This window comes from Pseudomonas putida NBRC 14164, from assembly GCF_000412675.1.
In the GTDB taxonomy this organism is placed as follows: Bacteria; Pseudomonadota; Gammaproteobacteria; order Pseudomonadales; family Pseudomonadaceae; genus Aquipseudomonas; species Aquipseudomonas putida.
This window is the reverse complement of record NC_021505.1, coordinates 2,826,396-2,846,443: the sequence shown is the minus strand read 5'-3', so window position 1 is coordinate 2,846,443 and position 20,048 is coordinate 2,826,396. Positions and strand designations below refer to the sequence as shown.

The 20,048-nt window shown below is 63.5% G+C and carries 19 protein-coding genes; 4 read left to right on the top strand and 15 right to left on the bottom strand.

Annotation, left to right across the window (positions count from 1 at the left end; all coding sequences use genetic code 11):
• Positions 1-13: 13 nt before the first annotated feature.
• From PP4_RS12650 to PP4_RS12625, 7 genes are all read right to left on the bottom strand, one after another.
• Positions 14-1,129, bottom strand: coding sequence for a hypothetical protein (locus tag PP4_RS12650; RefSeq protein ID WP_041167708.1), 1,116 nt, complete (start codon positions 1,127-1,129; stop codon positions 14-16).
• 24 nt (positions 1,130-1,153) lie between these two features.
• Positions 1,154-1,711, bottom strand: a complete 558-nt coding sequence (locus tag PP4_RS12645; protein ID WP_016499571.1) for a polysaccharide biosynthesis/export family protein — start codon at positions 1,709-1,711, stop codon at positions 1,154-1,156.
• Positions 1,712-1,978: 267 nt separating this feature from the next.
• Complete coding sequence (eppA, locus tag PP4_RS29365) at positions 1,979-2,155, bottom strand: EPS-associated small membrane protein EppA (protein ID WP_016487266.1); 177 nt, start codon at positions 2,153-2,155, stop codon at positions 1,979-1,981.
• Between the two features lie 251 nt (positions 2,156-2,406).
• Entirely contained in the window at positions 2,407-2,949 is a 543-nt protein-coding gene (locus PP4_RS12640) for a helix-turn-helix domain-containing protein (protein ID WP_016499570.1), read from the bottom strand.
• A 186-nt stretch (positions 2,950-3,135) separates the two neighbouring features.
• Positions 3,136-4,554: a short-chain fatty acid transporter gene (locus PP4_RS12635; protein ID WP_016499569.1), complete on the bottom strand. Its 1,419-nt coding sequence runs from the start codon at positions 4,552-4,554 to the stop codon at positions 3,136-3,138.
• Positions 4,555-4,729: 175 nt separating this feature from the next.
• Positions 4,730-5,386 (bottom strand): CoA transferase subunit B, encoded by a 657-nt coding sequence (locus PP4_RS12630; protein WP_016499568.1) that lies wholly within the window; start codon positions 5,384-5,386, stop codon positions 4,730-4,732.
• Positions 5,387-5,421: 35 nt separating this feature from the next.
• Positions 5,422-6,120: a CoA transferase subunit A gene (locus tag PP4_RS12625; RefSeq protein WP_016499567.1), complete on the bottom strand. Its 699-nt coding sequence runs from the start codon at positions 6,118-6,120 to the stop codon at positions 5,422-5,424.
• Between the two features lie 140 nt (positions 6,121-6,260).
• Between PP4_RS12625 and PP4_RS12620 the strand changes: the two genes are divergently transcribed.
• Positions 6,261-7,166: a LysR family transcriptional regulator gene (locus PP4_RS12620; RefSeq protein ID WP_016499566.1), complete on the top strand. Its 906-nt coding sequence runs from the start codon at positions 6,261-6,263 to the stop codon at positions 7,164-7,166.
• Positions 7,154-7,975 (top strand): aldo/keto reductase, encoded by an 822-nt coding sequence (locus PP4_RS12615; RefSeq protein WP_016499565.1) that lies wholly within the window; start codon positions 7,154-7,156, stop codon positions 7,973-7,975. Before PP4_RS12620 ends, PP4_RS12615 begins: the two co-directional genes overlap by 13 nt.
• A gap of 179 nt (positions 7,976-8,154) precedes the next feature.
• Here the strand turns inward: PP4_RS12615 and PP4_RS12610 are convergent, their stop codons facing one another.
• Genes PP4_RS12610 through lexA form a run of 4 tightly spaced genes read right to left on the bottom strand, consistent with a single transcriptional unit; the run spans position 8,155 to position 13,885 of the window.
• Complete coding sequence (locus PP4_RS12610; RefSeq protein WP_016499564.1) at positions 8,155-11,235, bottom strand: error-prone DNA polymerase; 3,081 nt, start codon at positions 11,233-11,235, stop codon at positions 8,155-8,157.
• Positions 11,232-12,650: a Y-family DNA polymerase gene (locus tag PP4_RS12605; RefSeq protein WP_016499563.1), complete on the bottom strand. Its 1,419-nt coding sequence runs from the start codon at positions 12,648-12,650 to the stop codon at positions 11,232-11,234. Before PP4_RS12605 ends, PP4_RS12610 begins: the two co-directional genes overlap by 4 nt.
• A 6-nt stretch (positions 12,651-12,656) precedes the next feature.
• The gene (gene imuA, locus PP4_RS12600; protein ID WP_016499562.1) at positions 12,657-13,277 is read right to left on the bottom strand and encodes a translesion DNA synthesis-associated protein ImuA; all 621 of its coding nucleotides are present in this window, start codon (positions 13,275-13,277) and stop codon (positions 12,657-12,659) included.
• Positions 13,277-13,885: a transcriptional repressor LexA gene (gene lexA, locus PP4_RS12595; protein ID WP_115283618.1), complete on the bottom strand. Its 609-nt coding sequence runs from the start codon at positions 13,883-13,885 to the stop codon at positions 13,277-13,279. Before lexA ends, imuA begins: the two co-directional genes overlap by 1 nt.
• A gap of 101 nt (positions 13,886-13,986) precedes the next feature.
• Here lexA and PP4_RS12590 point away from each other — a divergent pair, with 101 nt between their 5' ends.
• Entirely contained in the window at positions 13,987-14,643 is a 657-nt protein-coding gene (locus tag PP4_RS12590; RefSeq protein ID WP_016499560.1) for an HAD family hydrolase, read from the top strand.
• 91 nt (positions 14,644-14,734) lie between these two features.
• On the top strand, positions 14,735-15,646 hold the full coding sequence (locus PP4_RS12585) for a LysR family transcriptional regulator (protein ID WP_016499559.1): 912 nt from the start codon (positions 14,735-14,737) through the stop codon (positions 15,644-15,646).
• Here PP4_RS12585 and PP4_RS12580 read toward each other — a convergent pair.
• From PP4_RS12580 to PP4_RS12565, 4 genes are all read right to left on the bottom strand, one after another.
• Entirely contained in the window at positions 15,579-16,964 is a 1,386-nt protein-coding gene (locus PP4_RS12580; protein ID WP_016499558.1) for an MFS transporter, read from the bottom strand. The two genes, PP4_RS12585 and PP4_RS12580, sit on opposite strands and share 68 nt — an antisense overlap.
• Positions 16,965-17,120: 156 nt before the next feature.
• Positions 17,121-17,450, bottom strand: a complete 330-nt coding sequence (locus PP4_RS12575; protein ID WP_016499557.1) for an NIPSNAP family protein — start codon at positions 17,448-17,450, stop codon at positions 17,121-17,123.
• Complete coding sequence (locus tag PP4_RS12570) at positions 17,450-19,168, bottom strand: FAD-dependent oxidoreductase (protein WP_016499556.1); 1,719 nt, start codon at positions 19,166-19,168, stop codon at positions 17,450-17,452. Before PP4_RS12570 ends, PP4_RS12575 begins: the two co-directional genes overlap by 1 nt.
• Positions 19,165-19,992: an SDR family NAD(P)-dependent oxidoreductase gene (locus PP4_RS12565; RefSeq protein WP_016499555.1), complete on the bottom strand. Its 828-nt coding sequence runs from the start codon at positions 19,990-19,992 to the stop codon at positions 19,165-19,167. The genes PP4_RS12570 and PP4_RS12565 overlap by 4 nt, the downstream gene beginning before the upstream one ends.
• Positions 19,993-20,048: the final 56 nt, after the last annotated feature.

Genomic DNA, 20,048 nt, shown 5'->3' with positions numbered 1-20,048 from the left:
ACCTGCCTGAAGTTCAGATGTCGGGGTACCTGTACGTCAACGTCAAACCAACGATCGTAGCGGTTGCATCGGGCGCCTGGTCCTGTTGCCGCTCCTTGTACATCAGCGAAAGACGCAGGTCCCAGTAAGGTGAAAACTGGCGGCTGGCCCAGACGCTGTACGTCTGCAATGTATTAGGGCTCTGCCCTTTGCTGTCTTGCCAGGCAGCGTCAGCGCCCACCCGGTCCAGTTCGGTGAGGGCGTAACTCCACACGCCACGCACCTGGTCCAGCTCGGCAAAGCCGCCTTCAGCACTGGCCACCGTGCTCCGCTCGGCGGTCAGGCTGGCAATGGCACGTGTGCCGGTGTAGAGCAACGCCACCCCACCCTCCCCGCGTCGACCGCCGTCGTCGCCAGACACCTGGTTGACGCCAATGTGGGCATCGGCGCTCAGGCCTTCGGCAAGCTGGTACTTGATGCCGACTGCCGGGGTGTAGCTGTTGGACGCGGTCGCGGTAAGGTCCTGCTCTGGCTCATAGCGTCGGGCACCGAAGCGGGTATACACATCGGCCCGCTCGCTCCAGGCATAGGTCCAGGTAAACACGTTTGCCAGTTCGTCGTACCCCGTCAGCGTACTGATGTCATAACGGGCACGGTTAAAGGTGGTTTCGTTGCTCAAGGTGCTGCGCTCGGTAACCGCCTGGCTCCAGTTGCCGGTCAGGGTGTAGAGCTTTTGCGTACCGTCAGTGGTGATCACCCCGGTATCCAGCACTGTCCCCGACAGTGTCGAACTTTCGTTGTAACGCGCCACCAGGCCGAAACGCCCACGCTCGGTGGTACGCTGCCAGCCCAGGCTGATATCAGGGTCTTCACGGTCATCGACCACATCCGTGTCGGACGAGCGCAACACATGCATGCCCAGCCCCAACCTCAATTCGTCCTGGCCGAAGGTACCGATCAGGGTGTAGTCCGGCGCGATGATCGTGCGCGTTACACCCTTTTCCCCCGAGGTCAGCAACAAAGGGTTGCTGTCATATTCGACGGATGTCGGTACCACTACCGTAGACTGCCAATTTGCCGCCAGGACCGCGTCCGTGAACGGCAAGACCAAGATTGCCGTTGCAATGCTAGTTGTTCTAAGAAGAGGCATTAAATGTTCTTATTAAAGGCAAGATCAAGGAACGACCAGCGTATCGCCAGCCTGAAGTTGGATGTTGGTGGACATATCCCGCCCAGACACCAGGTCCTTATATCGCACGGGCAGGATCTTTTGGGAAGCACCGGTGCCGCGGACCACCTTGATATCGCTTTCGTCAGCAAACTTGTCCAGGCCGCCCGACATGCTCAGCGCCTGAAGCACTGCGGTAGGGCCTGCCATCTGCACGGGGCCTGGCTTGATCACTTTGCCTTGGACATAGACCAGGTTGCCGGCGATGCTCTTGACGACAACGCTGACATTCGGGTCGGGGAGGAATTTTTCGAGTTTGGCAGCCACTTGCTTCTCAACTGCCGTTACATCCAGCCCGGCAACATTTATGCGCCCGGCCAAGGGGAAGGTAATACTGCCATCGGGTAGTACGGTGGCTTCTTGACGCAGGCTGTCTTCCTGCCACACCGAAACCATCACCACATCACCGGGGCTGAGCAGGTAAGCCGCACCGCTCTGATCGGCGTTGCCAGCACTGGACCACACGGTCAGCACGCAGAATGCGGCAATCAATGAACGCATCATGAGGGTCCCTCCGGCCAAATGGCCCGAAAAAGAGCACTGAATGAGAACAGCACACCAACTCTCGCTCTGCTTCGCGGCTCAAGCCCGCCGCGATGGCCTCGTCTTTCCTGGAGGCCCCAACCTTGACGCTGTACAGGTAGGCTGCCTTGCTCTGCAAACCAAGGCCTTTCAAGGGCTACTGGGAATATAGCAACGGTTGGGAAATTCACAAGCCAGGCCCCGGGCTTGCAACAACCTCTGCCCACGCTGCAAAAAAGGCGGTCAGCCTCAGATTTTTCTTCTGTTTGCCACCAGCACAAAGCCAACCACTGCGAAGGCTAACAACCAGCCGGCGGTTGAAACAGGAATGATACTGTTTTGGTTTACATATGAATCTGCCGCACGCGCAGCGCCACTCAGCAACACCAGCAAGAACATCGATTTGATAATCAGAGTCGTGCGCATACGCCCCTCCAAAAAAACAGGAAAATCAATTAGTTATTTGCTCGGTGTGGCGGGAGTTGTTTCGCTGTTGACTTGAGCTTATGGGCACAATGACACTACGTCAATGATCCGACACCATAATAAAATTCAATGGGAGATGGGGGTATTCGTCAAAATACCGACATGCAAATTATGCAAAGAAATGCCGCTGCAAGGGACGCTGCGTTTCACGGATGAGAATACGTGGGGGCGTTGCCCTGCCCCCTGTGGTTTTATTCGTCTGCGTGGTGAACCACGACCAGCAATTGCGCCGGCTGGGCACCTACCGAGCGTAGTCGGTGCGGTGTCTGGGCGTTGAAATGCAAGGCATCGCCCTGCTCCAGCAGCACCCGTTCGTTCATGAAATCCACCTCCACCTGGCCTGCGTGCACAAACAGAAACTCCTCGCCCAGGTGTTCCTTGAACGTGGGGTCGCTGAACTCGTTCGGCGGCTGGATCAGAAACGGCAGCAGGCTGCGCTGCCCGACCTGGCTGGTGAGGGCTGCATAGCCCGGCCCTTGCCCATCGCCTACCAAGGCCTGACGTTCGCCATGGCGCACCAGGCTGTAGCGGCTCTGGCCGGCCTGCTCTTCAGCGAACAGCTCTTCGACATTGACGTTCAATGCCCGTGCGAGCTTTAGCGCGGCGGCAATCGAGGGTGTATTCAGGCCGCGCTCGACCTTGGACAGGTAGCTTTTGGTCATGCCGGTCTTCTCGGCCAGCATTTCCAGGGTCATTCCCAGTTTCTTACGCAGCAGTTTCAATCGGATAGACATGTGACGCGGGTTTCCCAGGCTGAGGCAGCCTGGTAATGATACGTGGACTGCCGGCGAAATGCTGGGGCTGCTTTGCAGCCCATCGCCGGCAAGCCAGGCTCCCACAAATAATGCATCACTTTTTGACCATGAGCCGTACCTGTGGGAGCTGGCTTGCCGGCGATAGGCCGCACAGCGGCCCTGCCTTCATGGCATCACAGGCGGTACGTATTGCAGCGTCGTACCCAGCGCCCACAGCAACACCAGCACCAACGGCACGTGCACCAGCAACTGCACGAACGAGAAGCCGATCAGGTCGCGCGCCTTGAGCCCCAGCACGCCCAGCAGCGGCAGCATGTAGAACGGGTTGATCAGGTTCGGCAAGGCTTCCGCAGCGTTGTAGATCTGCACCGCCCAGCCCAGGTGGTACTGCAGGTCGTTGGCCACCAGCATCACGTACGGCGCCTCGATGATCCACTTGCCACCGCCCGACGGGATGAAGAAGCCCAGTACCGCCGAATACACCCCCATCAGCACGGCATAGGTGTCATGGGTGGCAATCTGGGTGAAGAACAGCGAAATATGGTGGGCCAGCGTCTGTTCATCGACACCCTTCACCTGGGTGAGAATGGCCGCGATGGAGCCGTACAGCGGGAACTGGATCAGTACTCCCGTGGTGGTCGGTACGGCACGCGCCACTGCGTCAAGAAAGCTGCGCGGGCGCCAGTGCAGCAAGGCACCGAGCATGATGAACAGCAGGTTGTAGGTATTCAGCCCGGAGATCGCGGTAATCGCAGGCTTGGTGGCGAACTCCTGATAAAGCCAGCCAGCGGCCAGGGCCACCAGCAGCAGGATCAGGATCGGGCTGTGCTCCAGCCACTCACCCGGGCGAGTACGCTGCGGTGCAGGTGGCGCGGTGAAGCTGGGGTCGACGCCGCAGTCTTCGGCGCTACGTGCACTGTTCGGGCCTGGGGCCGTGGCATAGGCGATGAACAGCGAGACCACCACCAGCGCCGCCAACATGACGCCGGACTGCCAGAGGAAGATGGTTTCAGTGAACGGAATCACGCCGGTAATCGACAGGATCGAAGGTGGCAGGCTGGCCGGGTTGGCCTGCAGTTGCGCCGCCGACGATGACAAGCCCAGTGCCCACACTGCACCCAGGCCCAGGTAGGCGGCCGCGCCGGCGGCGCGGTAGTCCATCTTGAGATCGGTGCGCCGCGCCAGCGCGCGTACCAGCAGGCCACCGAATACCAGCGACAGCCCCCAGTTGAGCAAGGAAGCCAGCATCGAGATGAGCGCTACCCAGCATACTGCCGAGCGACCATTGCCGGGGATGCGCGCCAGGCGATCGATCAGCCGCGCGGCGGGCGGCGAGCTGGCCACCACATAACCGCCAATGACCACGAAGGCCATCTGCATGGTGAACGGGATCAGGCTCCAGAACCCGTCACCAAAGGCTTTGGCGGTGTCGGTCGGCTTGGCCCCCATGGCCAGGGCACCGATGCACACCAGCAGCACCGCCAGGGCGGCGAATACCCACGAGTCGGGGAACCAGCGTTCGGCCCAGTTGGAACAGCGCAAAGCAAAGCGCGCGGAACGGCTGTCTTGGATTTCAGCGGCCACAGTTGAATTCCTTTTATTGGTTTTATCGGATAAATCAGCAAAAACACAAAACCCCTGTAGGAGCAGCCTTGTGCTGCGAAGAGGCCAGTACAGACAAACATTATGTGAATGCCTGCACTGGCCCCCTTCGCAGCACAAGGCTGCTCCTACAGGGGAATGTATGAAGCCCGTTGAATCAGAAGGTCATTTCCTTCACATCATCCGGCACGATCAGCTTGCCGGCGGTTTTCGCGATGATCTCTTCAACGCTTACCCCTGGCGCGGTTTCGCGCAGGATGAAGGCGCCGTCTTCGATTTCCAGGTAGGCCAGGTCAGTCAGCACCTTGCGGATGCAGCCGGCGCCGGTCAGCGGCAGGCTGCATTGCGCCAGCAACTTGGACTCACCGTCCTTGGAAGCGTGGGTCATGGTGACGATGATGTTCTCGGCGCCAGCCACCAGGTCCATGGCACCACCCATGCCCTTGACCAGCTTGCCGGGGATCATCCACGAGGCGATGTTGCCTTGTACGTCCACTTCAAAGGCACCCAGCACGGTCAGGTCGACGTGGCCACCACGGATCATGGCGAACGACTGTGCCGAATCGAAAATCGAGGCGCCGCGGCGGGCGGTGACGGTTTGCTTGCCGGCGTTGATCATGTCGGCATCGAGGGTGCTTTCGGTCGGAAACTCGCCCATGCCGAGCAGGCCGTTTTCCGATTGCAGCATCACATCCATGTCTGCGGGTACGTAGTTGGCCACCAGGGTCGGAATGCCGATGCCCAGGTTGACGTAGTAGCCGTCTTTCAGTTCACGTGCGACGCGTTGCGCCATCTGTTCGCGGGTCAGTGCCATGGTCAGGGTCTCTTTGTTGTTCTGGTGGATGGCGCTCAGGCCTTGACGGTGCGCTTTTCGATACGCTTCTCGAAGGTGCCGACGATGACACGGTCCACGTAGATGCCCGGGGTGTGGATTTCGCTGGGCAACAGCACGCCGGGTTCAACGATCTCTTCCACTTCGACCACGGTGATCTTGCCGGCGGTGGCAGCCAGCGGGTTGAAGTTTTGCGCGGTGTTGCGGTAGACCACGTTGCCGTAGTGGTCGGCCTTCCAGCCCTTGACGATGGCGAAGTCACCGGTAATGGATTCTTCAAGGATGTACTTGCGGCCCTTGAACTCGCGTACTTCCTTGCCCTCGGCAACCGGGGTGCCGTAACCGGTGGCGGTGAAGAACGCCGGGATTCCGGCACCGCCGGCGCGCATCTTCTCGGCCAGGGTGCCCTGCGGGGTCAGCTCCACGTCCAGCTCACCGCTGAGCAGTTGGCGTTCGAATTCGGCGTTTTCTCCCACATAGGAGGCGATCATCTTGCGAATCTGCCGGTCTTCCAGCAACACGCCGAGGCCGAAGCCGTCGACGCCGCAGTTGTTCGACACTACGGTCAGGCCCTTGACGCCACGTCGCTTGATTTCGCTGATGAGGTTTTCCGGGATGCCGCACAGGCCGAAACCACCGGCCAGCACTGTCATGTTGTCGGTCAGGCCTTCGAGGGCCTGTTCGTAGGTTGCAACGCGCTTGTCCAGTCCGGCCATGCTGATCCGCCTTTTGTAGTTGTAGAACCGACGAGGCTGTCGGTGAGCGTGTGCAGACATCTTCACCGCACGCGACTGATTTGTTAATTTTGTTTTCGTCATCGATTGATAACTTTTACAAAACAAACAATAGGCCTGTCATGAACGTCAAGCAACTGCGTGCCTTTGTCGCCGTGGCCAAGTACCAGAGCTTCGCCCAGGCCGGTGAGCACCTGCATATATCGCAGCCCGCCCTGAGCCTGACCATCAAGGCCCTGGAAGAAAACCTCGGCGGCGCCCTGCTCAGCCGCACCACGCGCAGCGTCAGCCTGACCGCCGAGGGCGAAGTGTTGCTGCCGCTGGCACGGCGCCTGCTGGCAGACTGGGACGACACTGAAGAGATGCTGCGCCAACGTTTCACCCTGCAACTGGGCCGGGTGTCGGTGGCGGCCATGCCAGCCTTTGCCGGCAACCTCCTGCCCCAGTCGCTCAAGGTATTTCGCCAGTGCTACCCCAAGGTCAACGTCACGGTGCATGACGTGATCAACGAACAGGTGCTGGAACTGGTACGCCATCGCCGCGTCGAACTGGGCATCGGCTTCGAGCCGGACAACATCGACGGGCTGGATTTTCACCCGTTGTACCTGGACCGCTTCGTCGCGGTGGTACCGGCCGACTCGCCCCTTGCGCTGCTGCCTCAGGTCAGCTGGGCACAGCTGATGGCCGAAGACTTCGTGGCCCTGCAACGCCCTTCGGCGGTGCGCCTGCTGATGGAGCAGAATGTGGCCACCCACCACGGCAAACTGGCCGTGGCATTCGAGAGCCACCAGTTGGCAACCATTGGCCGCATGGTCGCCAGCGGCCTGGGGGTCAGTGCCGTACCGGCGCTGTGCATCAACCAGATGCAGGAGCTCGGCGCCCGCTGCATTACCTTGGTGGAGCCCACCGTCGAGCGGCGCATCGGCGTGATTGCCCTCAGTGAACACAAGCTTTCCACCGCAGCGCAAGCGCTGCTTGAGGTTCTGCTTTCCAATACACGGATCCCGGAGGTGACATGCGTTACGTGAAACTGGCAGGTTCGAGCGTTCCGGCCATTGGCCAGGGCACTTGGTACATGGGTGAGGACCCCGGCCGCAAGGCTGCCGAAGTGGCGGCCCTGCAACAGGGTATCGAGTTGGGCCTGACCCTGATCGACACCGCCGAGATGTATGCCGAAGGCGGCGCGGAAGAAGTGGTTGGCCAGGCCATTGCCGGGCGCCGCGACCAGGTGTTTCTGGTCAGCAAGGTGTACCCGCACAATGCCAGCCAGCGCGGCATGGCGGCCGCCTGCGAGCGCAGCCTCGCCCGCCTGGGTACCGACTGCATCGACCTGTACCTGCTGCATTGGCGTGGCCAGCACCCCCTGGAAGAAACCGTCGAAGCCTTCGAGCGTTTGCGCGAGCAAGGCAAGATCAGGCGCTGGGGCGTGTCCAACTTCGACGTCGACGACCTGCGCGAACTGCACAACCCTGAATGCGCCACCAACCAGGTGCTGTACAACCCGGCGCAGCGTGGCATCGAATTCGACCTGCTGCCGTGGTGCGAAAAGCGCGCGCAGCCGACCATGGCCTACTGCCCGCTGGCCCAGGCCGGGCGCTTGCTGCAGCACCCGGTGCTGGCAGAAATTGCCGAGCGCCATGGCGCCACGCCGGCCCAGGTCAGCCTGGCCTGGGTGACCCGTAGTGACGGAGTGATCGCCATCCCCAAGGCCGTGGCGCCCGAGCATGTGCGGCTTAATGCAGCCGCAGGTGCGCTGACCTTGAACAGCGAGGACCTTCGGGCAATCGACCGGGCGTTCCCGGCACCGACGCGCAAGCAGCGGTTGGCGATGGTGTAACTCACGAGCCGTGAATCGTTTTTATCTTGCCGATCTGAAAGCGTGCGCGGCCCCTGTGGGAGCGGGTTTACCCGCGAAGAAGGCAACACGGTGGATGGCACGGGCTACGCCCGTGTTCGCGGGTGAACCCGCTCCCACAAGGAATACGCGAGAATCACGGTTTTTGGTAGGGGCCGGGGTTAGTGGAAATCCCGGCTGCGCACATCCAGCCCTTGCAGCAACGGGCTCACATCTTCCAGCCGCCGTGCAATCAGGTGCCGCACGCCGTTCTCCTGCTCCAGCCGCCCACTGACCTTGAGCAGCTGCGACCCCACCAACGCCCGCCGCTGCCGTTCGGCAATGTCCCGCCACACCACCACGTTGACCATCCCGTGTTCATCTTCCAGGGTGACAAAGGTCACTCCGCTGGCGGTCTGGGGTCGTTGGCGGCCTACTACCAGGCCGGCCACGGCAATGCTGTCGCCATGCTCGACACCTTGCAGCTCACTCGAACTGCGACACCCCAGCGCCCTCAGGCGTGAGCGCAACAGTGCCAGCGGATGCGGCCCCAGCGTGGTACCCAGGGCCTGATAATCGGCCATCAGGTCTTCACCTACGGTTGGCACAGGCAAGTCCACTGGCGTTTCAGGCACCGGTTGCACCTCGGCAAACAGGGGCAGCTGCGGCTGAACCGCCGCCACCTGCCAGCGTGCCTGGTGCCGGTCACTGGCCAGGGCACGCAGCGCCCCGCCATCGGCCAGGCGGGCCCGGGCCCTTGAATCGAGCCCTGCACGCAGGCACAGGTCTTCGACATCGCGCCATGGCCGTTGCCCCCTCGCCTGCTCCAGGCGCCTGGCATCGGCCTCGGCCAAACCGCGCACCAGGCGCAAGCCCATGCGAATAGCCAATGTGCCTTCAGCATCAGGCTCGAGGGTGCAGTCCCACTCGCTGTGGCAGACATCAACCGGTCGCACCTCGATACCTTGGCGCCGGGCCTCTTGCAACAACTGGTCAGGGCTGTAGAAGCCCATGGGCCAGCTGTTGACCAGCGCGCAGGTAAAGATTGCCGGTTCATGGCACTTCAGCCAGCTGCTGGCATAACACAGCAAGGCAAAGCTGGCCGCGTGCGATTCCGGGAAGCCATAGCTGCCAAAACCCTTGATCTGCTCGAAGATGCGCTCGGCAAACGCCAGGTCGTAACCATTGCGCAGCATGCCTTGCACCAGCCGCTCACGGTGCGGTTCCAGGCCACCGTGGCGCTTCCAGGCCGCCATGTTGCGACGTAGCTGGTCGGCCTCGCCCGGCGTGTAATCGGCAGCAACCATGGCCAGCTCCATCACCTGCTCCTGGAACAGCGGCACGCCCAAGGTACGCTCGAAGACTTCCTTGAGCTGCGGCGATGGGTAGGTGACGGGCTCCTGCTTCAGGCGCCGGCGCAGGTACGGGTGCACCATGTCGCCCTGGATCGGCCCGGGGCGGACAATCGCCACCTCGATGACCAGGTCATAGAACGTGTTAGGCCGCAGCCGGGGCAGCATGGCCATCTGCGCCCGCGACTCGATCTGGAATACCCCCATGGTCTCGGCGCGGCTGATCATTGCGTAGGTGGCCGGGTCTTCGCCGGGGATGGTGGCCAGGGTCAGTTGCTGGCCGCGATGGCGCTGGAGCAGGTCGAAGCAGCGGCGCAAGGCACTGAGCATGCCCAGCGCCAGCACGTCGACCTTGAGCAGGCCGACCATGTCCAGGTCGTCCTTGTCCCACTGGATCACCGTGCGCTCCGCCATCGCGGCATTTTCCACCGGCACCAGCTGGTCGAGTGGCTGCTGGGAGATGACAAAGCCGCCCGGGTGCTGCGACAGGTGCCGGGGGAAGCCGATCAGCTCGCCAGCCAGCACCAGCACCCGCCGCAGTGAAGGGCTGCCGGCCTCAAAGCCGGCCTCCGCCAGGCGCTGGTCATCGGGGATGCGGTCGCTCCAGCGACCACAGCACTTGGCCAGGGCATCCACCTGGTCTGCCGGCAAACCCAATACCCGCGCTACATCACGCACCGCACCCGCGGCATGGTAGGTGTTGACCACCGCCGTCAGCGCCGCACGGTGTCGGCCATAACGGCGAAACACATACTGGATCACTTCTTCGCGCCGGTCGTGCTCGAAGTCCACGTCGATATCAGGCGGCTCGTTGCGCTCACGCGAAAGGAAGCGCTCGAACAGCAGGCGATGCTGCATGGGGTCGAGCTCAGTAATGCCCAGCACGAAACACACCACCGAGTTGGCGGCCGAACCGCGGCCCTGACACAAGATGCCTTGGCTGCGGGCGAAGGCGACGATGTCGTGCACGGTCAGGAAGTAACTTTCGTAACCAAGTTCCTCGATCAGTGCCAACTCCGTGGCCAGCACATCACGCACCTTGTCACTCGGCCCGCCTGGCCAGCGTAGCGGCAAGCCTTGCTCGCACAGTTCACGCAACCAGCTTGCCGGGGTATGGCCCTGGGGCACCAGTTCGCGCGGGTACTGGTATTTCAACTCGCTCAGGTCAAATTGGCAGCGCTCGGCAATGGCCAGGGTCTCGGCCAGCAGGTCGGCAGGATAGAGTTCGCCCAACTGTGCCTGGCTGCGCAGGTGCCGCTCGCCATTGGCAAACAGAAAGCGCCCGGCTTCATCCACCCGGCAATGCTGGCGGATGGCGGTCATGCAGTCCTGCAAGGCACGGCGACCGCGCACATGCATGTGCACATCGCCACAGGCCACGGCGCGGATACCTACTTCAGCCGCCAGGCCTCGCAAGCCTTGCAGGCGCAGGGCATCGTCACTGCCCCGGTGCAGGTGCACGGCCAGCCACAGGCGTTCGCCGAACACACTGCGTAACCACTCACCCGTGGCAGTGTCGGCGCAGTCATCGGCCACCCATAGCGCCAGCAGGCCTTGATGGTGTTGTTGCAGGTCTTCGCGAAACAACTGGTACTCGCCCTTTTGCGCCCGCCGGCGGGCCCGCGTGATCAGCGCGCACAAACTCTGGTAACCGGCCAGGTTCTCTACCAGCAGCACCAGCTTGGGGCCGCCCTGTAAAAGCACCTCGCTGCCCACGATCAGCCGCAGCTGATGCGCCTTGGCAGCCTGCCAGGCACGAACGATGCCAGCCAGGGTGCATTCGTCAGTGATCGCCAGGGCCTGGTAGCCCTGTTCACCCGCGCGCCGGAACAGCTCGTCAGCGCTCGAGGCCCCGCGCTGGAAGCTGAAGTTGGACAGGCAATGCAGCTCGGCATAACCCGGCGTGCTCATGCGAACCACCCCTGCAGCCACAGCGGGCCGGCCTGGCCCAGGTCGCGGTAGGCCCAGCCGCGCAGGCCATCACGGGTTTCGATGCGGTAGTAGTCGCGGCGCACGTCGCCGCCATCCCACCAGCCCGACTCGATGCGTTCGGCCTGGCCGTGTACCTGGTAGCTGGCGGTGTCCAGCGCCATCGGGGCTGGCAGCAGCCAGCCGGGGCGAGTGCCCGGGGCAACCGGCATGCTGCCTTGGGCGCCTTGCTCGGTCAGCTGCCAGGCGCATTCGGGGCGATGATCGGCTGCCGCGCTCAGCCCCTTCACGGCCTCATCCCCCAGGCGAGCGCGCAGCCGCTCGCGCAATTGTTCCCAGGGTTGCGCCTGCTGCGCACGAGGGTCGAACAACGCCTGGTGCTGGGGCACGAAGGTTGGCAGGTCCTCGGCAACCAGCCGCACGTTGCGCACGGGTGCGGGAATGCGCAGCGGCTCCAGGCGCCCACGGGTCAGTTCGAACAGCATGGCGGCATCGCGTTCGGCAGCCAGCAGGCCGACCGTGAGCAGGGTGTCCGGGCCTTCGGCATGTTCCAGGTGCAGGCAAAAGCGCTGCACGCCACAGTCGCGCCCGGCGAGGAATGCGGCAAGGTCGTTGAGCATGCGCCGCAGCGGGAACAACAGCGCCTGGTGCGACTCGACATCGAAGTTCAGCTCCAGCCGGGTTTCGAAACGGTCCGGTGGCTGGTAGAAGGCCAGCCCCAGATTGCGCAGGCCAAGCAGCTGGTCGAGGTGCAACTGCACCTGGGGTGCAAAGCGCTTGGCCAATGTATCGCGCGGCAAGGACAGTACCTGGCCCAGCTGGCGCAGGCCCATGCGGGCAAAGGCTTCGGCGGCGTCTGCCGGCAAGCCGATACGTGTGATGGGCATGCCTAGCAGCGCCGCACGGGTGGCGTCGGCATCGCCCACGGCCAAGCCATCATGAGCATTGGCAAGCATGCGCGCCGCTACCGGGTTGCTGGCCAGGACAATGCGTTGGCGCAGGCCCAAATCTGCCAGTTCCTGGCGCAGACGTGCCTCGAACAAGGGCCAAGGGCCGAACAGTTGCAGGCTGGAGCCTACTTCCAGGAGCAACGCCCGCGGGTAATGCAGGCTGACCTGGGCACTGAAGCGATAGGCCCAGGCCGCCAGCAATTGCTGCACCTGCTCGATACGCCTGGGGTCGGCTTCAACGCAGGTGAAACCCTCCGCCAGGGCACGTGCCGCCGTCAGGGTCTGCCCTGCCCTCAACCCAAGTGCGGCCGCTGCCGGGCTGACCGCTTGCAATACCCGGCGCTGGGTAGGCCCGCCAAGCAGCACCAAGGGAGTATCGGGGTCGTCACGCTCACGCAGGACCGTGTCCAGCGCCAGCTGCGGGAGCAGGATGCAGGCCCAGAGCATGGTGCATCAGCCCCGCCCCGGGCAGGCGATGGGCAGCGCAGGTGGCATGCCGCCCCGGCTTTTAAGCACACGCCACTGCGCCGGACGGGTGTCGACGGCAACCCGCAGCGCTGCTGGCGAAGGGTTGTGTGCTGCCTGGTGCGGCCGGCAGGCGAATGCCAGCGCCTGTCCGGTTTCTGCGGCCACCTGCAGACGCCGCAGGGCCCGGTCATCGGCACGTTCAGGCCAGCACAGCACCGCCGCGCAACTGCCCGAGCGCAGGCACTGCTCGGCCGCCCACAAGGCATCGGCAGGGGCGGCATCTACCTGCACCAGCCAGCGCAGGTCTACCCCGGCTGCCTGCCAGGCCGGTGCGTAAGGGATGAACGGCGGTGCCACCAGTACTACCCGGCTGCCTTCAGTACTCAGCCGCGCCAGCGTGGGCCACAGCAGTTGCAGTTCGCCGCAACCGGGGCTGCCCAGTAGCAACTCGCTGAGTGCCGCCGCCGGCCAGCCGCCTTCAGGCAGGCGCTCGTCAAGGGCCGCATGGCCGGTCGGCTGCAAGCCGAGTGGCCGTGCCTGGGCCTGCCGCCCGCGCCAGACACGCCGCTGATCGAGCAGCCTGTCGAGGTCGACCACTGCGCCCATCAGTCACGCCTCAGCAGGCCGCAGAACACGCCTTCGATGAAAAAATCCTGTTCAGGCTGCACATCGATGGGTGCATAGGCCGGGTTGCGTGGCAACAGCCGGTAACCGCTGCCCTGGCGTTGCAGGCGCTTGATGGTCACTTCGCCGTCCAGGCGCGCAACCACGATCTGGCCATCGCGGGCGTCGGCCTGTTGCAGGATGCCGACCAGGTCACCGTCGAAGATGCCGTCGTCGAACATCGAATCGCCACGCACTTTAAGCAGGTAGTCAGGGGTGCGGCGGAACAGGCTGGGGTCGATCAGCAACTGTTCGTGGATATCGAGGTCCGGGCCGATGGGGGCGCCCGCCGCCACCTGGCCCAGCACCGGCACTTCGAGGATTTCTGGCCGACGCAGCGGTTCGGCCAGGCGAATGCCCCGCGCCTGGTTCGGCGTGACATCTATATAACCGGCCTGGCACAAGGCGGTGATGTGCTTGCGCGCAACGCTGCGCGAAGCAAAACCGAAGCGCGTGGCGATATCGGCCAGGCTCGGTGGCTGCCCTTGATCGGCAATGCGCTCGCGGATGAATTCGAAAATCGCGCGGCGTTTGGGGGTAAGATTGTCCATGGAGCACATTTGTACTCTTTTCGGAGCACGCTGAACAGCCCCCTTCGTCGTCAGCTTTGGTTATGATCCCCTGGCTTGTGTTTTCTTGATCTGGATACCCCATGCTGACCGCCCTGCTGTTCGACCTCGACGGAACCCTCACCGACACCGACACCCTGCACCTGCAGGCCTTTCGCCAACTGCTGCGTGAGCATGACGGCCGCGAACTGAGCCAGGCGCAGTTCGATGCCCAGGTCAGCGGCCGCGCCAACGGCGAGCTGTTCGCCGAGCTGTTTAGCGGTGCGAGCGTCGAGCAGTGCCAGGCGCTGGCCGACCGCAAGGAGGCGCTGTTTCGCGACCTGTCACCGTCTCTTGACCCGATGCCAGGCCTGTTGCGCCTGCTGGAGCATGCCAAGGCCCATGACATCGGCATGTGCGTGGTGACCAACGCACCGCGGCTGAACGCCGAACACATGCTGAACGCCATGGGCCTTGGCCAGCAGTTCGAGCATGTGCTGGTGGCCGAGGAACTGGCGCGGCCCAAGCCAGACCCCCTGCCCTACCTAACCGGCCTGCAGCGGCTGGGCGCCGAGGCCAGGCAGGCGCTGGCCTTCGAGGATTCATTGCCGGGGGTTGCGGCCGCCAGTGGCGCGGGGATATTTACCGTGGGCGTGGCCACGACGCAGACGCCGCAGCGGTTGCTGGAGGCGGGTGCCAAGCTGGTTGTGAACGACTTCAATGACCCGGCGTTGTGGGCATTGATCGAGCGTATGGCTTAAGGTGTGGGGTGTGTTTGAGACCGAGCGCCGCGCGGGCGGCGCTCGATCTCAAACACCCCATAACTCTATAGCCATACCCACCCAGGCCCCCATGCTGATCGACGAAGAACTGACCCTCAAAAAGCTGGAAACCTTTCTTGCCTTCATGCGCACCGGCAACCTCGGCCGCGCGGCGGTCGAGTTGTCTACCAGTGCCGTCAGCGTGCACCGCGCCATCCATTCGCTGGAAAGCGCCCTGCGCTGCCCGTTGTTCAAGCACGAAGGCCGCCAGCTGATCCCGCTGGAAAGCGCCTACGTGCTGGAAAAGAAAGCCCGGCAGCTGATCCAGGACGCCGAGCAGATGGTGCGCCAAACCCGCGAAGCCGCGGGGTTCTACGCCGAGCGCTTCCGCCTGGGTGCGCTCTACTCGCTGACGGTAAAAACCGTGCCCAAACTGGTCATGGGCCTGAAACTGCGCCGCAGCGAGCTGAACATCGACCTTACCCTGGGCTCCAACGTCGACTTGCTGCAGCGCCTGAAAAACCATGAGCTGGAAGCTGTCCTGGTGTCACTCGACGAAAGCGTCAGCGACCCGGCCTGCGAGCAGCTGCCGCTGTTCTCCGACGACATCTTCCTAGCTGTCCCCACCGACTCGCCCTTCGCCGGACAGGCCGAGGTAGACCTGGCCGACCTCGCCGACTCCACCTTCATCACCCTGACCCAGGGCTTCGCCACCCACCGCGATGGCGCACGGGTGTTCCAGCAGGCCGGCTTCGAGCCCAAGGTGGCCATGCAGGTGAATGACATCTTCACCGTGCTGAGCATGGTCAGCTCGGGTGTGGGCTTCGCCCTGCTGCCCGGGCGTATCGCGGCTGTGTACGAAAACCGCGTCCGGCTGATTGCCTTGAAGCCGCAATACCGCTTGCAGCAGCACATTGGCGTAGTGTTTCTGAAGGCTAGGGAGCGGGAGCCGAACCTGCTGGCGTTGCTGGCGGAGTGCCGGATGTACAGCCTTGAGCGCTAAACCGTAGCGCAGCATTTCGCCCCTGCAGCCATACTGCCAATGCCGCCAGCGCAGCAGGCAACAGCAGCGAAGCGAACACTTGTTCAAAACTCCAGCCCAGCGCCAGCATCTGGGCCCCGGCAAAGGCGCTGAGCACGGCGCCAATGCGCCCGATGCCGCTCATCCAGCTGGCCCCGGTCGCCCGCGCTTGCGTCGGGTAAAAGGCCGCCGCCAGTGCATTCATGCCAACGCTCGCGCCATTCAGCCCAAAGCCCACGGCGCAGGCAATGGCGCACAGCCAGGCGAAATCCCCCGCCACCTGGCCAATCGTGAAGATAACCGCGCCGCTGAACAGAAACGTCAGCATCAGTACGCGCTGCGGGTTACAGCGGTCCATGGCCCAGCCCACTGAAATCGCCCCTACCGGGCCGCCAATCTGGAAACAGGCCGTGACAATGGCGGCTTCAGACACCGAAAAACCTCCGCCCTCCTTCACCAGTGTCGGCAGCCAGCCGCTGAACAGGTACACCAGGAACAGCGCCAGCACGTAGCCAGCCCAGAGCATGCAGGTACCAAAGCGGTAGCGCGGCGAGAGGATGGTGCCAATCGCACCGCCAGTGCCCTGGGGTTTGGCGGGCATGACGAAGGTACTGTCGGCATTGACATGTTCAGGGGCCAGGCGGCGGACAATGGCCAGAATGCGCTGGCGGTCTGCACCTTTGCTGACCAAAAAGGTGACCGATTCCGGTAGCCGCCAATACAGCAGCGGCAGGACCAGCAGCGGCAACACCCCGCCCAGCACCAGCACACTGCGCCAGCCCAGGTTGGGTATCATCCAGGCGCTGACGAAACCACCCATCGCTGCCCCCAGGGAGAACCCGCAGAACGCCAGGGTGATCAGCAGCGAGCGGCTGCGCGCCGGGGCGTATTCGCTGACCAGGGTGCTGGCATTGGGCATTGCAGCACCCAGGCCCAGGCCGGTAAGAAAACGCAGCGCGACCAGGGTTTCCAGGTTTGGGGAAAACGCCGAGGCCAGGGTCCAGATGCCAAACAGCAGCACGCTGCACAGCAATACCGCCTTGCGCCCGTAGCGGTCAGCCAAGGGGCCGGCAATCAGGGCGCCAAGGGCCAGGCCGATCAGCGCAGCGCTCAATACCGGGCCCAGGCTTTGCGCATCCAGGCCCCAGTCGTTTTTCAGCTGCGGGGCAATGAAGCCGATGATGGCCACGTCCAGGCCGTCCAGAGCGATGATCAGGAAGCCGAGGAATACTACCCATTTCTGGTAGCGGCCGATGGGTTGCTGGTCGATCAGTTGGCGCACGTCGAGTGTGTTGTTCATGGGTATCACCTGTTGTTGTTTTTATGACGGTGTTTCGGGGCCGCGTTGCGGCCCAATCGCCGGCAAGCCAGCTCCCACAGGGGGATCATGGCCCCTGAGAACAGCACTCCACCTGTGGGAGCCGGCTTGCCGGCGATTGGGCCAGCACAGGCAACATCACTGCCTGTCGAGGCTGCGCAGATACACAGGCCTGATGATCCGTGTTTCCTGCGTCACCACCAGGTCACGGGTGGCATGCAGATAAGCAGCAAAATCCGGGTCGGCATCCCGCGCCGCGCTGCGCTTTTCAAAGTCATCCAGGCTGTCATAACCCCACAGGTGCACCACCTGGTTCAGCGGCCCGATGCTACTGGTGTAGAACGCCAGTGGTGCGCCGAGGTGGCGCAGCAGGATCGGCATCGCCAACTGGTCGAAGGCTTCGAGAAACGCCGCCATGCAGCGCGGCCGGATGGTATAGATGCGGTGGTCGACCACTGCCTTGTCCATCACGCCACCTCCCGCGCATTGCCCGCCGCCGCCAGCCCCTGCTCCACACCAGCCAGGTGGCGCCCGGTGATGTAGCCAAAAGTCATGATCGGCCCGAGGGTAATGCCAGCACCGGGGTAGTTGCCGCCCATGATGCTGGCACGGTCGTTACCCACCGCATACAACCCTTCGATGGCCTGCCCGTCGGCGGCCAGCACTTCACCGACCACGCTGGTGCGCAGCCCGTCGAAGGTGCCCAGATCACCCATGATGACCTTCACGGCAAAGTACGGCCCCTCAACCACTGGCGCCACGCAGGGGTTGGGCTGTTGCTGTGGGTCTGCCAGGTAGCGGTTGAAGCTGGTACTGCCGCGGCCGTGCTGGCGGTCTTCACCCTGCACTGCGCCAAGGTTGTAATCGCGCACGGTCCGTTCCAGCCCTTGCGCATCGATACCGGCCTTGCCTGCCAGCTCAGCCAGGGTATTGCCCTTGAGCAGGTAGCCGTTACGCAACAGGGCCCCCGTCGGCATGGGGGCAGGCTTGGCGAAACCCAGGCCGTACTTGGCCAGGGTGCGGCGGTCGCACACCAGCCACATGGCTGTTTCTGCCTGGCCGGCACAGGCTTCGATCAGTGCTGCGCCCACGTCGTGGTAGGAGTTGGACTCGTTGGTGAAACGCTGGCCCGAACGCAGCACCCCGATCACACCCGGTTTGTAGCGGTCGAGCAGATGCGGAAAGGCGATGTAACGCCCGCCCGCCACCGGCACCTTCGACACGGGCATCCAGGCGGCTGGCGCTTGCAGGCGGATATCAACCTTTGCCCCCAACGCCTCGGCCATGCGAGCGCCATCGCCGGTATTACCCGCTGGCACCGGTGAAAAATGCTCACCACCACGGCGCACATGCGGGTAGGCCTGGCGCAAACGTTGCAGGTCATGGGAGAACCCGCCACAGGCCAGCACCACACCGCGCCGTGCCTGAATGCGCAGTTCGCTGTTGCCTTGCCCGGCCAGTGCCCCCACCACCCGCCCACCGTCGCGCAGCAACTGCCGCGCCGGGGTGCCGGTGAGGATCGGGATGCCCAGGTCCAATGCCGAGCGCACCAGCCGCGCCGCCAAGGCATTGCCGCTGGTAACCTGGGTACCGCGGCGATACAGGGCAAGCTCCTTCAGGTGGGTGAGCAGGCGCCTGGCCACATACACGAACGAAGTCAACGAGCGGGTAACGTTGAAGAAGTGCTTGAGGTCGGCATTCGATGAATTGAACATCATGCCGATGAAGGTGATGGTTTTCAGCGGCGGGCGCAGGCGTGCCATGTCCGGCCCCAAGCCGCGGATGTCGTAAGGTGCGGCCAGTATCGAGCGGCCCACATCCACGCCCCCTTCGACTTGCGGGTGATAGTCGGGGTACAGCGTGGGCACGAACTTCACGGCGGTTTCCGTCTCGAAAAAGTCCACCATCTGCGGCCCGTAGCGCAAGAACGCCTCCACCCCGGCCGCGTCAAAGCAGGCATCGGTTTCGTTGCGCAGGTAAGTCATGGCCGCCTCAGGGCTGTCGTTGGCGCTGTGCCTGTTACCGGGCACCCACAACACACCGCCGGAAAACGCCGTGGTACCGCCAAAACAGTCGTCTTTTTCGATGACGATCACGTCAAGGCCATGCTTCTTTGCAGTAATGGCGGTCGCCAGGCCACCAGCACCCGCCCCGACAACCAGCACATCGCAGTTACGTGTGGTCATGCGCGTGCCCCCTCAAAGCCTGGGCGCGGGATCAGCGCCATGGGCATGCTTTCGAGGCCGCCATCCACGGTCAGCTCTGCACCGTTGATGTAGTCGGCGCGCTGGCTGGCCAGGAACAGCACGGCTTCGGCGATATCCTGCGGCTCACCAATGCGCTGGTTGGCCGTCATGGCGCAGCGCTGGCGTTCGATCTGCGGGTCGGCATAAAACGCTGCGGACAAGGGTGTGCGGATCAACCCCGGGCAGACTGCGTTGCTGCGTACACCGCGCGGCCCCCATTCCACGGCAATCTGCCGCGACAACATGCTGACCCCGGCCTTGGCCGCACTGTAGGCACCGCTGTTGGGTTGCGGGTAATGGGCGGCGATCGAGGCCACGTGCACGATACGGCCCTGGCCACGGGCCAGCATCGAACGGCCGAAGGCCTGGGCACACAACAGGTAGCCCGTGAGGTTGACCGCCAGCACCTGGTTCCATTGCTCCAGGCCCAGCCCGTCCAGCGCACCGGGGCGCAGCACGCTGGCATTGTTGACCAGTACATCGCAGCGCCCATGCAGCGCCTGAACCTGGGCGGCGGACTGCTCCACGCTGGCCGGATCGGCTATGTCGCAGCCCAGGGCGCTGACCTCACCGACGCTGTGTTCACCCAAGGTGGCAGCCAGTTCACGGCATTTGTCCAGGTCACGGTCCAGCAGGACCACATGGGCGTTCTGCCCGACCAGGGCGCCGGCCAGCGCCGCGCCAATACCACCGGCGGCACCGGTTACCACACAGACGGCCGAGTCCAGGCCCAGCCATTGAGAGGGGATTTTGTTGTTGTGCATGGTGCTCTCCAGAGTGTCGCTTCATCTGGGCCACAGCCTAGGGCCGGCAGGCACAC

Coding starts and splice junctions, on each gene's coding strand:
- PP4_RS12585 (WP_016499559.1), top strand. CDS start 14,735: ATGCTGATCGACGAAGAACTGACCCTCAAAAAGCTGGAAACCTTTCTT.
- PP4_RS12565 (WP_016499555.1), bottom strand. CDS start 19,992: ATGCACAACAACAAAATCCCCTCTCAATGGCTGGGCCTGGACTCGGCC.
- PP4_RS12570 (WP_016499556.1), bottom strand. CDS start 19,168: ATGACCACACGTAACTGCGATGTGCTGGTTGTCGGGGCGGGTGCTGGT.
- PP4_RS12605 (WP_016499563.1), bottom strand. CDS start 12,650: ATGCTCTGGGCCTGCATCCTGCTCCCGCAGCTGGCGCTGGACACGGTC.
- PP4_RS12625 (WP_016499567.1), bottom strand. CDS start 6,120: ATGGCCGGACTGGACAAGCGCGTTGCAACCTACGAACAGGCCCTCGAA.
- PP4_RS12620 (WP_016499566.1), top strand. CDS start 6,261: ATGAACGTCAAGCAACTGCGTGCCTTTGTCGCCGTGGCCAAGTACCAG.
- PP4_RS12590 (WP_016499560.1), top strand. CDS start 13,987: ATGCTGACCGCCCTGCTGTTCGACCTCGACGGAACCCTCACCGACACC.
- PP4_RS12640 (WP_016499570.1), bottom strand. CDS start 2,949: ATGTCTATCCGATTGAAACTGCTGCGTAAGAAACTGGGAATGACCCTG.
- imuA (WP_016499562.1), bottom strand. CDS start 13,277: ATGGGCGCAGTGGTCGACCTCGACAGGCTGCTCGATCAGCGGCGTGTC.
- PP4_RS12580 (WP_016499558.1), bottom strand. CDS start 16,964: ATGAACAACACACTCGACGTGCGCCAACTGATCGACCAGCAACCCATC.
- PP4_RS12630 (WP_016499568.1), bottom strand. CDS start 5,386: ATGGCACTGACCCGCGAACAGATGGCGCAACGCGTCGCACGTGAACTG.
- eppA (WP_016487266.1), bottom strand. CDS start 2,155: ATGCGCACGACTCTGATTATCAAATCGATGTTCTTGCTGGTGTTGCTG.
- lexA (WP_115283618.1), bottom strand. CDS start 13,885: ATGGACAATCTTACCCCCAAACGCCGCGCGATTTTCGAATTCATCCGC.
- PP4_RS12650 (WP_041167708.1), bottom strand. CDS start 1,129: ATGCCTCTTCTTAGAACAACTAGCATTGCAACGGCAATCTTGGTCTTG.
- PP4_RS12575 (WP_016499557.1), bottom strand. CDS start 17,450: ATGGACAAGGCAGTGGTCGACCACCGCATCTATACCATCCGGCCGCGC.
- PP4_RS12615 (WP_016499565.1), top strand. CDS start 7,154: ATGCGTTACGTGAAACTGGCAGGTTCGAGCGTTCCGGCCATTGGCCAG.
- PP4_RS12645 (WP_016499571.1), bottom strand. CDS start 1,711: ATGATGCGTTCATTGATTGCCGCATTCTGCGTGCTGACCGTGTGGTCC.
- PP4_RS12610 (WP_016499564.1), bottom strand. CDS start 11,235: ATGAGCACGCCGGGTTATGCCGAGCTGCATTGCCTGTCCAACTTCAGC.